Source organism: Enterobacter cloacae (assembly GCF_011078175.1).
GTDB classification, from domain to species: Bacteria; Pseudomonadota; Gammaproteobacteria; order Enterobacterales; family Enterobacteriaceae; genus Enterobacter; species Enterobacter cloacae_Q.
In genome coordinates this window covers 280,364-293,991 of the sequence record NZ_JAALCJ010000004.1, presented here as the reverse complement: position 1 = coordinate 293,991, position 13,628 = coordinate 280,364, and the positions used below count along the sequence as shown (strand labels likewise).

Annotated in this window: 14 protein-coding genes; 11 read left to right on the top strand and 3 right to left on the bottom strand. The window is 54.4% G+C overall.

The features are described 5' to 3' along the window. Position 1: 1 nt before the first annotated feature. Both G6Q29_RS11095 and ptsG read left to right on the top strand, forming a co-directional pair. A complete protein-coding gene (locus tag G6Q29_RS11095) occupies positions 2 to 796 on the top strand; it encodes a metal-dependent hydrolase (RefSeq protein WP_165465640.1) in 795 nt (264 codons plus the stop codon). Between the two features lie 296 nt (positions 797 to 1,092). After that, positions 1,093 to 2,526 carry a PTS glucose transporter subunit IIBC gene (gene ptsG, locus G6Q29_RS11090; RefSeq protein ID WP_006809245.1) on the top strand — a complete coding sequence of 478 codons (1,434 nt, stop codon included), beginning with the start codon at positions 1,093 to 1,095 and terminating at the stop codon, positions 2,524 to 2,526. 141 nt (positions 2,527 to 2,667) lie between these two features. Here ptsG and fhuE read toward each other — a convergent pair whose 3' ends face one another. Further along, positions 2,668 to 4,857, bottom strand: coding sequence for a ferric-rhodotorulic acid/ferric-coprogen receptor FhuE (fhuE, locus tag G6Q29_RS11085; protein ID WP_165465639.1), 2,190 nt, complete (start codon positions 4,855 to 4,857; stop codon positions 2,668 to 2,670). A gap of 353 nt (positions 4,858 to 5,210) precedes the next feature. Between fhuE and hinT the strand changes: the two genes are divergently transcribed. The 8 genes from hinT (at position 5,211) to G6Q29_RS11045 (ending at position 11,294) form a co-directional block, all read left to right on the top strand. Then, positions 5,211 to 5,570, top strand: coding sequence for a purine nucleoside phosphoramidase (gene hinT / locus G6Q29_RS11080; protein ID WP_006809243.1), 360 nt, complete (start codon positions 5,211 to 5,213; stop codon positions 5,568 to 5,570). 1 nt (position 5,571) lies between these two features. Beyond that, positions 5,572 to 5,946, top strand: coding sequence for a YcfL family protein (locus tag G6Q29_RS11075; RefSeq protein WP_165465638.1), 375 nt, complete (start codon positions 5,572 to 5,574; stop codon positions 5,944 to 5,946). 13 nt (positions 5,947 to 5,959) lie between these two features. Next, complete coding sequence (lpoB, locus tag G6Q29_RS11070) at positions 5,960 to 6,604, top strand: penicillin-binding protein activator LpoB (protein ID WP_085929697.1); 645 nt, start codon at positions 5,960 to 5,962, stop codon at positions 6,602 to 6,604. Further along, entirely contained in the window at positions 6,585 to 7,409 is an 825-nt protein-coding gene (gene thiK / locus G6Q29_RS11065) for a thiamine kinase (RefSeq protein ID WP_165465637.1), read from the top strand. The genes lpoB and thiK overlap by 20 nt, the downstream gene beginning before the upstream one ends. An 11-nt stretch (positions 7,410 to 7,420) precedes the next feature. Next, on the top strand, positions 7,421 to 8,446 hold the full coding sequence (nagZ, locus tag G6Q29_RS11060; RefSeq protein WP_165465636.1) for a beta-N-acetylhexosaminidase: 1,026 nt from the start codon (positions 7,421 to 7,423) through the stop codon (positions 8,444 to 8,446). A gap of 31 nt (positions 8,447 to 8,477) precedes the next feature. Continuing rightward, positions 8,478 to 9,020, top strand: coding sequence for an alpha/beta hydrolase YcfP (gene ycfP / locus G6Q29_RS11055; protein WP_006809239.1), 543 nt, complete (start codon positions 8,478 to 8,480; stop codon positions 9,018 to 9,020). A 236-nt stretch (positions 9,021 to 9,256) separates the two neighbouring features. After that, positions 9,257 to 10,561 carry an NAD(P)/FAD-dependent oxidoreductase gene (locus G6Q29_RS11050; RefSeq protein ID WP_017693633.1) on the top strand — a complete coding sequence of 435 codons (1,305 nt, stop codon included), beginning with the start codon at positions 9,257 to 9,259 and terminating at the stop codon, positions 10,559 to 10,561. A 193-nt stretch (positions 10,562 to 10,754) separates the two neighbouring features. Continuing rightward, positions 10,755 to 11,294, top strand: coding sequence for a glycine zipper 2TM domain-containing protein (locus G6Q29_RS11045; RefSeq protein ID WP_017384715.1), 540 nt, complete (start codon positions 10,755 to 10,757; stop codon positions 11,292 to 11,294). A 59-nt stretch (positions 11,295 to 11,353) separates the two neighbouring features. On the opposite strand, the gene G6Q29_RS11040 is transcribed toward G6Q29_RS11045, so the two are convergent. Continuing rightward, entirely contained in the window at positions 11,354 to 11,989 is a 636-nt protein-coding gene (locus G6Q29_RS11040) for a TetR/AcrR family transcriptional regulator (RefSeq protein ID WP_165465635.1), read from the bottom strand. A 245-nt stretch (positions 11,990 to 12,234) separates the two neighbouring features. Here G6Q29_RS11040 and bhsA point away from each other — a divergent pair, with 245 nt between their 5' ends. After that, positions 12,235 to 12,492: a multiple stress resistance protein BhsA gene (gene bhsA / locus G6Q29_RS11035; RefSeq protein WP_006809234.1), complete on the top strand. Its 258-nt coding sequence runs from the start codon at positions 12,235 to 12,237 to the stop codon at positions 12,490 to 12,492. Between the two features lie 77 nt (positions 12,493 to 12,569). On the opposite strand, the gene ldtC is transcribed toward bhsA, so the two are convergent. Next, positions 12,570 to 13,535 (bottom strand): L,D-transpeptidase LdtC, encoded by a 966-nt coding sequence (gene ldtC / locus G6Q29_RS11030; protein ID WP_165465634.1) that lies wholly within the window; start codon positions 13,533 to 13,535, stop codon positions 12,570 to 12,572. Positions 13,536 to 13,628 lie beyond the last annotated feature (93 nt).

Below are 13,628 nucleotides of genomic sequence, written 5' to 3'. Positions count from 1 at the left end.
TATGTTTTTAGTCGACTCACACTGCCATCTCGATGGCCTGGATTATCAATCCCTGCATAAAAATGTGGACGACGTGCTGGCGAAAGCCGCCGCGCGCGATGTGAAATTTTGCCTGGCCGTGGCGACCACGCTGCCGGGTTACCGCTCCATGCGTGAACTGGTTGGCGAGCGCGATAATGTCGTCTTCTCCTGTGGCGTACATCCGCTGAATCAGGACGAGAAGTATGACGTTGAGGACTTACGCCGCCTTGCCGCAGAAGAGGGCGTCGTAGCGATGGGCGAGACCGGTCTCGACTATTTCTATACTCCGGAAACTAAACCTCGCCAGCAGGAATCCTTCCGCAACCACATCCGTATTGGCCGTGAACTGAATAAGCCGGTTATCGTTCATACCCGCGATGCACGTGCCGACACGCTGGAGATCCTGCGTGAAGAAAAGGTGACGGATTGCGGTGGCGTACTACACTGTTTCACAGAAGACAGAGAAACGGCGGGAAAGCTGCTAGATTTAGGCTTTTATATCTCGTTCTCGGGGATCGTCACGTTCCGCAATGCTGAGCAACTGCGTGATGCGGCGCGTTATGTTCCGCTGGATCGTATTCTGGTGGAAACCGATTCCCCGTACCTGGCACCGGTGCCTCATCGTGGTAAAGAGAATCAGCCAGCGATGACCCGGGATGTCGCTGAGTATATGGCCGTTCTGAAAGGTGTCAGTATTGAAGAACTGGCTCGCGTGACAACGGAAAACTTCGCCAGTCTGTTCCATATCGACGCCTCCCGCCTGCAATCTGTCTGATACACCTGTTATTTTTAGGCTCGTAATTAATAAGTAAAGCGAGTAAAGTTCACCGCCTCATTTGGGGCGGTGATGGCGTTTTTAGACACATCCAGACATGCTTTATGTAAATATCTGCAAGTTTTTTGGCCGTCTTGAACTGAAACGTGATAGCCGTCAAACAAACTCAGAGGGAATTATTTTACTCTGTGTAATAAATAAAGGGCGCTTAGATGTCCTGTCCACGGCGCGGTACTCCCCCCGGGCCAATGCGTGAAAGCGTAAAAAAGCACAAATACTCAGGAGCACTCTCAATTATGTTTAAGAATGCATTTGCTAACCTGCAAAAGGTCGGTAAATCGCTGATGCTGCCAGTATCCGTACTGCCTATCGCAGGTATCCTGCTGGGTGTCGGTTCTGCAAACTTCAGCTGGCTGCCAGCCGTAGTTTCCCACGTGATGGCCGAAGCAGGCGGTTCTGTTTTTGCTAACATGCCGCTGATCTTCGCTATCGGTGTTGCTCTGGGCTTCACCAATAACGACGGTGTATCCGCTCTGGCGTCCGTTGTTGCTTACGGCATCATGGTGAAAACCATGGCTGTGGTTGCGCCGCTGGTACTGCATTTACCTGCTGAAGAGATTGCCGCTAAGCACCTGGCTGACACCGGTGTTCTCGGTGGTATCATCTCCGGTGCGATTGCAGCGTATATGTTTAACCGCTTCTATCGCATCAAGCTGCCTGAGTATCTGGGCTTCTTCGCGGGTAAACGTTTTGTGCCGATCATTTCTGGTCTGGCCGCGATTTTCACCGGTGTAGTCCTGTCCTTCATCTGGCCACCAATCGGTACGGCAATCCAGACCTTCTCTCAGTGGGCGGCTTACCAGAACCCGGTTGTGGCGTTCGGTATCTACGGCTTCATTGAGCGCTGCCTGGTACCATTTGGTCTGCACCACATCTGGAACGTTCCATTCCAGATGCAAATTGGTGAATACACCAACGCAGCAGGTCAGGTATTCCACGGTGATATCCCTCGCTATATGGCGGGTGACCCAACGGCGGGTAAACTGTCTGGTGGCTTCCTGTTCAAAATGTACGGTCTGCCAGCCGCAGCTATTGCTATCTGGCACTCTGCTAAACCAGAGAACCGTGCAAAAGTGGGCGGTATCATGATCTCCGCAGCGCTGACCTCGTTCCTGACCGGTATCACCGAGCCGATCGAGTTCTCCTTCATGTTCGTTGCGCCGATCCTGTACATCATCCACGCGGTACTGGCAGGTCTGGCATTCCCAATCTGTATCCTGCTGGGTATGCGTGACGGTACGTCCTTCTCTCATGGCCTGATCGACTTCATCGTTCTGTCCGGTAACAGCAGCAAGCTGTGGCTGTTCCCAATCGTGGGTGCGGGCTATGCAGTGGTGTACTACACCGTCTTCCGTGTGCTGATCAAAGCACTGGACCTGAAAACGCCGGGTCGCGAAGATGCAACTGAAGATAGCAAAGCCGGTGTGACCAGCGAAATGGCACCTGCTCTGGTAGCGGCCTTCGGCGGTAAAGAAAACATCACTAACCTGGATGCGTGTATTACTCGTCTGCGTGTGAGCGTTGCCGACGTGGCGAAAGTAGACCAGCCGGGTCTGAAAAAACTGGGCGCAGCGGGCGTCGTTGTTGCAGGTTCTGGCGTTCAGGCAATCTTCGGGACGAAATCCGATAACCTGAAAACCGAAATGGATGAGTACATCCGCAACAACTAAGTTGTGACCTGGGGAGACTAAGGCAGCCGAATGGCTGCCTTTTTTATTACTGCGGTTTATGGTGCCGGGTGGCGGCGGCACCTTACCGGGCCTACGTGATGGGTAGGCCCGGTAAGCGCAGCGCCACCGGGCTTCTGTCACTCAGAAGTCGTAGCTCGCGCTCACCGAGACGTTTAGCGGCGCGCCATACACCACATACGATCCGACGTAATCGTAATACTCTTTGTCGAACAGGTTGTTAACATTAGCCTGCACCGAAAAATCATTAGTAACCTGATAACGGCTGAACAGGTTCACCAGCCCATAGCTGCCTTGCTCCGCGCGGGAACGTCCTGCCGGGCCGCCTTCCACGTCCGTCCACACTTTGTTCTGCCAGTTTACGCCACCGCCCACGGTCAGTTCCGGCAGCATTGGCAACTGATAGCGGGTGAAGAGCTTCATGGTTGTGCGCGGCTGATCGGCGCTGACGGCGTTGCCATTCTTATCTTCCGCAATGTAACGCGTCGCGCCGAAGGTCAGCTGCCAGTTATCGGTCAGGGCACCGTTGAGCTCGAACTCGACCCCTTTGCTGACCACCCCGTCCAGCGATTCATAGATCGACTCACCGCTCGGCATGTAGGTATAAGTGTTGCTGGCTACGTTATCCTGCTCAATGCGGAAAATCGCCAGCGAGGTGGTGAGGCGGGTATTAAACCAGTCCGCTTTTACCCCGGCTTCGTAGCTTTTACCCGTTGTAGGATCCAGATAACGTCCGCTGGCATCGCGTTTGTCCTGCGGCTGGAAGATAGAGGTATAGCTGACGTAGGTCGACCAGTCCTCATTAATGTCATACACCAGGCCAGCGTACGGCGTCACATCATCTTTGGTGCTTTCCAGACGGGTATTAGGCGATCCTGCCGGGTTATAACGAATGTTATATTGGGTGTAGCGCGCGCCCAGGATTAGGTGCAGCGGATCGGCCAGCGAGAAACGAGCCGAAGAATAGGCTGAAGACTGGCGAATATCATCCTTGCTGTAGAGTTTCCACGGCGTCCACTGCGGATCGGCAATGTTCCCGTTCCAGTTCTTAAAGTTGCCGACATCAACCATGCCGTATACCGCATCCGGCATGGAGTTGTCGTAATGGTTACGCTGACGGCTGAAGCTGCCGCCGAACATCATTTCGTGCTGACGGCCAAAGAGATCGAAGCCGCCGCGCAGGAAGGCGTCAACCGCATCCTGTTTACGTTCCCCACGGTTCCAGCCGCCGTAACCTACAAGACCCGCACCGGTCTCTTTATCCGGATAGCCGGACATATACATCAGTTTGGAGTCGAAGTTGGTTTCAGCATGCATGCCGTTAATGTGCGCTTCCCAGCCGTTTTCGAAACGCTGAGTCAGGTTAGCGAAGATGCGGGTGCTGTCTTTATCTGAATAAGCCCAGTCAGGCGCGACGGTCTGGCTGCGATTGTAGTGGGTCTTACTTCCGTCGCTGTACCAGGTCGGCAGCCCGCCCCATGTCGGGTCGGCGGTATGGCTTTCCTGATATTCATACCCTACCGAGAGGGTGGTGCTGTCGGTGACATCCGCGTCCATCACGCCGTAGAGGAATTTCTTCCGGTAGTGGTAGTTATCCACGAAGCTGTCGTTATCCTGATAACCGGTGATCAGACGGCCCCGTACCTTACCTGATTCCACCAGCGGCGCCTGGAGATCCAGCACGTAGCGCTGCTTGTCCCAGCTGCCGTAGCTGGCGGAGACGTTACCTTTAAATTCCGGGCTGTCCGCGTGCTTACGCACCATATTAACGTACGCCGCCGGGTTGCCCGTGCCCGACATCAGGCCGGTGGCGCCGCGAACCACTTCGATGCGGTCATAAATCGCGGTATCCGCGGCGGTATCACCGAAGTTCCACACTTCACTGATGGAGGTTGGCAGGTCGTCATAGGCGTAGTTGCTGACGAAAAAGCCGCGTGAGTAAAACACGGTACGGTCGCTGTCCTGCACCTGGGCCGTAATGCCCGTGGTGTTCGTCAGCACCTGTCCGATGGATTGCAGATTCTGGTCAGCCATACGTTGCTGGCTGATAACGCTGACGGACTGTGGGATGTCCCGGGGGACCAGCAACAGTTTGGTGCCGGTGGTGGTGGTTTTTACGCTGTAATCCTGATCCTGGCTGGCAGAAAGATCCTGTGTGTTGTCAAAACCCCCGTCTACGACGACGGTATCTTCGGTTGTTGAAGCAGCGAAAGCGGCGGTTGGCGTCAATGCCAAAGCAATGCAGGCGGCCAGCAACGAAGGTGTTGCGGCAGGCTGACGTTGCCCATCCCTGGTGTGATTAATGAAAGACATCATCAAACCCTTAGTGAATGGTGAAGGTAATGCGCGACAGTCCCACTAGCACGGGCTGTCGTCGTTTTCTATGTTAAAAATGCGCATGAAAATGCAAATGCGAAATATACGCATTGTGATTAACGCTGTAAACAGATGTTTCGGGATGAACTGAAATAAGGTTTCAGAAAAGAAATGTCCTAAAGCGATGCCTCTTCAGCCAGATGGGGGACAATCAGGAAAGAAATCACGGGAGAAGGTTGAAAGGACAGGAGAAACTCGCTCATACTCTTGTCTTGTGTCACGCAGTAAAACAGACAATGTGTGTTAACAACGGACGCACGACGCCAGATTAAACTTAAAAGGAAAAGGTCATGGCTGAAGAAACGATTTTCAGTAAAATTATCCGCCGCGAAATTCCATCGGATATTGTCTATCAGGATGAACTGGTCACGGCTTTCCGCGACATTTCTCCCCAGGCGCCGACGCACATCCTTATTATTCCCAATATTTTGATCCCGACCGTTAATGACGTTAAAACCGAGCATGAAGTGGCGCTGGGCCGTATGCTTACGGTGGCCGCGAAAATCGCAGAGCAGGAAGGCATTGCTGAAGACGGATACCGTCTGATCATGAACTGTAATCGCCATGGCGGCCAGGAAGTCTATCATATTCATATGCATCTGCTGGGTGGACGTCCACTGGGGCCGATGCTGGCACATAAAGGTCTTTAATATGTTAACTGGGCGTATTGCAGCGCTGATCGTGACGCTGGTAATGGTTGGGTGCAGCGCGCGTCCCGCCATCCCGGTCAGTGAAGAACAGACGCTGGTGATGGAGTCCTCAGTGCTTGCTGCGGGCATCACGGCGGAGAAGCCTTCGCTGACCATAAGTGAAATCCAGTCTTCAGCCTCCTCTACGCTCTATAACGAAAGGCAAGAGCCAGTGACGGTACATTATCGCTTCTACTGGTATGACGTGAGAGGTCTTGAGATGCACCCGCTTGAGGCGCCGCGCAGCGTGACCATTCCGGCAAGATCGTCGGTCACGCTCTTCGGCAGTGCCAGCTATCTGGGTGCACATAAGGTGAGACTTTATCTTTATTTGTAAGGAGTGAACCTTGATTAAAACAATGAGCCGTTATGCGCTCCTGAGTGCCTTTGCACTCTTTCTGGCGGGTTGTGTGACGCGAACGGAAGAACCTGCACCGGTGGATCAGGCGAAGCCGGGAACGGAACAGCCAACAACGCCAGCGCAGCCTGTTCCAACCGTGCCGTCTGTACCGACCATTCCGGCGCAGCCTGGTCCTATCGAACATCCGGACGACACCGCACAGCCTGCGCCGCGAGTACGCCACTATGACTGGAACGGCGCGATGCAGCCGATGGTGGGCAAAATGTTGCAGGCTCAGGGCGTTACGCCCGGCAGCGTGCTGCTGGTGGACAGCGTGAACAACCGTACAAACGGTTCCCTGAATGCGGGAGAAGCGACGGAAACCCTGCGCAACGCGCTGGCAAACAACGGTAAATTTACGCTGGTCTCAGCCCAGCAGCTCGCGGTCGCCAAGCAGCAGCTTGGTCTGTCGCCTCAGGACAGCCTGGGTTCGCGCAGTAAAGCGATTGGTATCGCCCGCAACGTTGGCGCGCAGTATGTCCTTTATTCTAACGCGACAGGCAACGTGAACACGCCGTCGTTGCAGATGCAGTTAATGCTGGTTCAGACCGGCGAAATTATCTGGTCAGGTAAAGGTGCCGTTACGCAACAATAAGCGCACGCGTCATGATGTCCTGACGCGTTATTTCCCTCAGTACCGTATTATCGCGCCGCAAGCCCCCGCCGGGCTTGGCGGCGCGAGTTGCATTATTGAGCGTGGCGACCATCGGCTGGTTTTACGTCAGCATCACGATGCCGCTGCGCCTGCTTCCCATTTTCGTCGCCAGTTCCGCGCCCTGAAGCGCCTGCCCGCCGACCTTGCGCCACAACCTCATCTCTTTATCAGAGACTGGATGGCGGTGGCGTTTATTGCGGGTGAGATCAAAAGCGAGCTTCCCGATACGCCTACGCTTGCAGCCATGCTGTATCATCTGCATCGCCAGCCGCGTCTGGGCTGGCGGGTAACGTTGCTTCCTTTGCTGGATCGCTACTGGCAGCAGGCTGCGCCTGAACGACGCACGCCCTACTGGCTGGCGCAGCTTAAGCGGCTGCGCAGAGCGGGAGAGCCGCAGGCGTTACGTCTGGCGCCGCTGCACATGGATGTCCACGCGGGGAATATCGTTCATACCACGGCAGGCGAGAAACTTATCGACTGGGAATATGCCGGTGACGGTGACGTGGCGCTCGAACTCGCTTCGGTCTGGATGCCTGATGAGGCGTCGCGCGAGCAGCTGATAACCGCCTATGCCCGAAACGCCAACATCAATGCGCTTACCCTTTCGCGACAGGTCGCGCGCTGGCGTCCGTGGGTGCTGATGCTGATGGCGGGATGGTTTGAAATGCGCCTTCAGCAGACAAATGACAAACAATTTATTGCGCTGGCAAATGATGCCTGGCGTCAGTTACAAACGAAAGGATAAGAGAGGTTGGTGTGGGTCCAGTAATGTTGGATGTTGAAGGGTTTGAGCTGGATGCGGAAGAGCGCGAAATTCTGGCGCATCCGCTGGTAGGGGGACTGATTCTTTTCACCCGCAACTATCATGATCCGGAGCAGTTGCGTGAGCTGGTTCGCCAGATCCGCGCGGCGTCGCGCAATCACCTGGTGGTGGCCGTAGACCAGGAAGGTGGACGCGTGCAGCGTTTCCGCGAAGGGTTTACCCGTTTACCCGCCGCGCAATCTTTTGCTGCGCTGCTGGGTACTGAAGAGGGCGGTCAACTGGCGCAGGACGCCGGCTGGCTGATGGCCAGCGAGATGATCGCCATGGATATCGACATCAGCTTCGCCCCGGTGCTGGACGTAGGACACATTAGCGCGGCAATTGGTGAGCGTTCTTATCATGACGATCCGCGCATCGCGCTGGCAATGGCGACGCGCTTTATTGACGGTATGCACGCTGCGGGCATGAAAACCACCGGCAAACATTTCCCGGGCCACGGGGCGGTAACGGCGGATTCCCATAAAGAAACCCCGCGCGACCCGCGCCCGGAAGCAGACATTCGCGCGAAAGACATGTCGGTATTCCGCTCGCTGATCGCTGATAACAAGCTGGACGCCATCATGCCTGCGCACGTCATTTACAGTGAGGTCGATCCGCGTCCGGCCAGCGGCTCTCCACACTGGCTGAAAACCGTGCTGCGTCAGGAGTTAGGCTTCAATGGCGTAATTTTCTCTGACGATTTATCCATGGAAGGGGCGGCGATTATGGGAAGCTATGCCGAACGTGGGCAGGCTTCGCTGGATGCGGGTTGCGATATGATCCTCGTCTGCAATAATCGTAAAGGGGCGGTGAGCGTGCTGGATAACCTGTCGCCGATCAATGCTGAACGTGTTACACAATTGTATCATAAAGGTTCATTTAGTCGTCAGGAGCTGATGGACTCGGCGCGCTGGAAAACGGTAAACGCCCGGCTTGAAGCCCTGAACGAGCGCTGGCAGGCACATAAAGCAGCCCTTTAATTCATCCCGGAAGGCGTAGCGTGGTGAGACGATGATCATTTATTTACACGGTTTTGACTCAAACAGTCCTGGTAATCATGAGAAAGTGCTGCAATTGCAGTTTATCGATCCGGATGTCCGGCTGATCAGTTACAGCACGCGTCATCCGAAACATGACATGCAGCATCTGCTTAAAGAAGTGGACAAAATGTTGCAGCTCAATATCGACGATCGCCCGCTGATCTGCGGCGTGGGGTTAGGGGGATACTGGGCAGAGCGCATCGGTTTTTTGTGCGATATCCGTCAGGTCATCTTTAATCCTAACCTGTTTCCGAACGAAAACATGGAAGGCAAAATCGATCGCCCGGAGGAGTACGCCGACATTGCAACCAAATGCGTGAGCAATTTCCGTGAAAAGAATCGCGACCGGTGTCTGGTGATCCTCTCCCGCAACGATGAAGCGCTAAACAGCTCCCGCGCCGCCGAGCTTCTGCACCATTACTACGAAATTGTCTGGGACGAAGAGCAGACCCACAAGTTCAAAAACATCTCCCCGCACTTGCAGCGTATTAAAGCCTTTAAAACGCTGGGCTGATCTCCCTGAACCTGCTAAAGGCCCGGTACGTGAAAGCGTACCGGGCCTCTTTTTTGTCAGAGTTGTCTACTTTTAAACCATCAAAACTTGATACATATCAATTTTGGTATGACCAATGCGCCTGACGTGCTATTCTCAATGAATCTGAATGGTTTCAGCGCAGTAACCTGTTGTTAATTAAGGGTTATTTATATAACTTTTAATTAACAATTGGTTAATAATTTGAGGGGGTCACGTTGACTACGCCATTGAAAAAGATAGTGATTGTCGGCGGTGGTGCTGGCGGACTGGAGCTGGCGACACAGCTGGGTAAGAAGCTGGGTCGCGGTAAGAAAGCCAAAATCACGCTGGTGGATCGTAACCATAGCCACCTGTGGAAGCCGCTGCTGCACGAAGTGGCGACCGGGTCGCTGGATGAGGGCGTGGATGCGCTGAGCTATCTGGCGCATGCGCGTAACCACCACTTCCAGTTCCAGCTGGGTTCGGTAGTGGACATCAATCGTGAAAACAAAACCATCACGCTGGCTGAGCTGCGTGACGATAAAGGCGAGTTGCTGGTTCCTGAGCGCAAGCTGGCCTATGACACGCTGGTGATGGCTCTGGGCAGTACCTCCAATGATTTCAACACCCCTGGCGTGAAGGAGCACTGCATCTTCCTGGATAACCCGCATCAGGCGCGGCGTTTCCATCAGGAGATGCTTAACCTGTTCCTGAAGTACACCAATAACATGGGTGCTAACGGCAAGGTTAATATTGCTATCGTGGGCGGCGGCGCGACGGGCGTTGAATTATCGGCGGAGTTGCACAATGCGGTCAAACAGCTGCACAGCTACGGCTATAAAGGGCTGACTAACGAAGCGCTGAATGTGACGCTGGTGGAAGCAGGTGAACGCATTCTGCCTGCGCTGCCGCCGCGTATTTCCGGCGCGGCGCACAACGAGCTGACCAAACTGGGCGTGCGCGTGCTGACCCAGACCATGGTGACCAGCGCGGATGAGGGCGGCCTGCATACCAAAGACGGCGAATATATCCAGGCCGACCTGATGGTCTGGGCTGCGGGGATCAAAGCGCCTGATTTCATGAAAGATATCGGTGGGCTGGAGACAAACCGCATTAACCAGCTGGTGACAGAGCCGACGCTGCAAACCACGCGCGATCCGGACATCTTCGCCATTGGCGACTGTGCCTCCTGCGCACGTCCGGAAGGCGGATTTGTACCGCCTCGCGCTCAGGCCGCGCACCAGATGGCAAGCCTCGTGCTGCATAACATCCTGGCGCAGATGAAAGGCAAACCGATGAAAGCCTATGTCTACAAAGACCATGGCTCTCTGGTGTCGCTCTCAAACTTCTCCACCGTAGGCAGCCTGATGGGTAACCTGATGCGCGGCTCCATGATGGTGGAAGGGCGCATCGCCCGCTTCGTCTACATTTCTCTGTACCGTATGCACCAGATTGCGCTACACGGCTACTTCAAAACCGGCCTGATGATGCTGGTTGGCCGCATCAACCGCGTGATCCGTCCACGCCTGAAGCTGCACTAACGTCTCTCTCCCTCCGGGCCCTCCGGAGGGAATTCTTAGCACATCATGCTGTGCATTTCCCTCCTGACGCTTAAGAGTTCTCTTAAACCCACGTTGTCCCGGCCAACAACGCTGGTTTTGATCCTTTATCTTATTGGCGGAGCGTATATTGCGCTGCAAAATTGCTACCAATTGCAACAAAGGAGGAAGTCCCGTGAATAAATCAATGTTGGCGGGTATAGGGATTGGCGTCGCAGCTGCGTTAGGTGTGGCTGCCGTTGCCAGTCTGAACGTACTTGATCGTGGCCCGCAGTATGCGCAGGTGGTTTCCGCTACGCCGATCAAAGAGACGGTCAAGACGCCTCGTCAGGAGTGCCGTAATGTTTCTGTCACCCATCGTCGCCCGGTTCAGGATGAAAACCGTATCGCTGGCTCCGTGCTGGGCGCGGTTGCCGGTGGGGTGATTGGTCATCAGTTTGGCGGTGGCCGTGGTAAGGATGTCGCGACGGTGGTTGGTGCGCTGGGTGGCGGTTATGCCGGTAACCAAGTGCAGGGCGCGATGCAGGAAAATGATACCTACACCACAACGCAGCAGCGGTGTAAAACCGTGTATGACAAGTCTGAAAAAATGTTGGGCTACGACGTAACCTACAAAATTGGCGATCAGCAGGGCAAAATCCGCATGGATAAAGATCCTGGTACGCAGATCCCTCTCGACAGCAATGGTCAGCTGATACTGAATAACAAAGTGTAAAAAAGATGTTCTCTGAACTTGGCTCCTCATGCGCTCAGGCTGAGGAGCTTTTTTTTGCGTCAGAGTTTAAGAAGTTCAGGCCACAGGCGCAGCGTGGTTTGCGTAATCCCCTGCAATTTATCAAGCGTCGCGCCTTCACGCGCGCTGATGGACATCCCCTGTAAAATACAGCTCAGATACTGGGCCAGCTCCTGCGGACGGCAATGCGCCGGGATTTCGCCGCGCTGCTGACGCTGGGTCAGAAACGTGCTGAGCGTCTCCTCCTGCATCGCATGCCGCGATTTAACCGTGTTGGCAATCTCTTTAGACGATGCCGCGAGGGTCGCGGAGGTGTTGATCATAAAACAGCCCGCAGGCGTGTCCTTGCTGGTATAGCAGGTCGCGGTTGCCGTGAAATAATCCTGCAATGCCTGCTCAACCGTTTTTTCTTCACAGAACAGCTGGGCTTCATGTTTTGCTGCGAAGCGCGAGATGTATCTGTCCAGAACGGCCCGGAATAAGCCTTCTTTGTTGGTGAACTCTGCGTATAGGGTAGGGGCTTTCGCGCCCGTGGCTTCCACGAGATCGGAAAGCGACGTGGCTTCATACCCATGCTGCCAGAAGAGCGTCATGGCCTTATCGAGCGCCGCATCCCTGTCGAACACTTTTGGTCGGCCACGGCTTTTCTTTGCGCAACGCGTGACATCGGTTGTCATGTGCCGTTGGTCCTCTGTTGTTTTGTTGAATAGTCATTATAAAAATAAACGTCTGCCACGACCAGCGGTGATTTCTGAAAAATAATTTAATTTTATCTTTATGAATTATAAGGCAAATGAAATTATTTTAACGGTCATTATAAAAATGGGTTGACGTGTGACCTGGATCACACCTATCATTTACCTATCGATCGTTAACTAAATAACTAACGACCACTACATCATCTGCCTAAAGGTATAAAATCATGAAAAACGTTAAAACCCTCATCGCTGCCGCCGTTCTGAGTTCACTCTCTTTCGCAAGCTTCGCTGCTGTTGAAGTGCAATCCACGCCAGCAGACCAGCAGAAAGTCGGTACCATCTCTGCCACTGCCGGGACTAACCTGGGCTCTCTGGAAGATCAGCTGGCGCAAAAAGCTGACGAAATGGGTGCGAAATCATTCCGCATCACCTCTGTGACCGGTCCTAACACCCTGCACGGTACCGCAGTTATCTACAAATAAGCGTAACGCAACCCTCCGTTATGCCACTGCAATAAAAAACGCCCTGCTGATGCAGGGCGTTTGTCGTTATCACTGCTTTACATTGACTGCTGAGCAACCTCATGATGCCGCGTGACGTCGGTTGGCATCCCCGAGCGCGCGTCCATCGCCCGCTCCATTACCGCGCCATCGGTGTTGGCATTCGTTTTAAAGCTCACCATAGAGGCATTCAGATTAATTGGCAGCGTCTGCGGATCGTCATTGATGTTTTTCGATAGCGGCTGGTGGATCTCAACCAGACGGACGCCACCCGGCTCCTCGGACACTTTAATCGGCGTATTGATGATATTCACCTTCGTGCCAGGGGAGATTTCGCGGTAAAGCGTTTTAATATCGTCATCGCGAAGGCGAATGCAGCCGGAGCTGACGCGCATCCCGATCCCGAAATCCGCATTCGTTCCGTGCAGAAGATAAACCCCACCGTATGCCGCGAGGCGAATTGCATGGTGCCCCATCGGGTTGTCCGGGCCAGCAGGCACCACGGCAGGCAGGTCGATGCCTTGAGCTTTATAACGGGCGCGAATGTTTGCCGTCGGGGTCCAGGTAGGATTAGCGCGCTTATCAGAGACGGTGGTGACCATGGTAGGCGTGAGCGTATCGCCCCCAAGTTGACCAATACCGATAGGGTAGACGGTCACTTCGTTCTTGCCCGGCGGGTAGTAATACAGACGCAGCTCGGCGAGGTTAATTACAATGCCCTGTCGCGGCGCGTCCGGCAGGATGGTTTGCAGCGGAATCGTCAGTACGCTGCCCGCCCGGGGCACATACGGATCTACGCCCGGATTGGCCTGCAACAGCGCCAGGAATCCGACGTTATATTTTTTGGCAATCGCTTCCAGCGAGCCGCCATCGTTTTCAACCACGTGAAAGCGGTTTTCACCTACGACGTTGCTGCCGGCAGGCGGAAGAGGCCAGGTATTGGCGCGAGCAGGGAGCGCGACGGCAACCGTTGCGGCCAGCGCAAACAGAGTGAGCCAGCGTGTAAAACGCGAAGAGGTCATCATTATCATAATCCATGCAAATGATAAGGTTATTGTTTTATAAGGCGTTAATGATGATTATGGCGAATGTCTGGTTGGGAAGATCGGGCGAAGTGC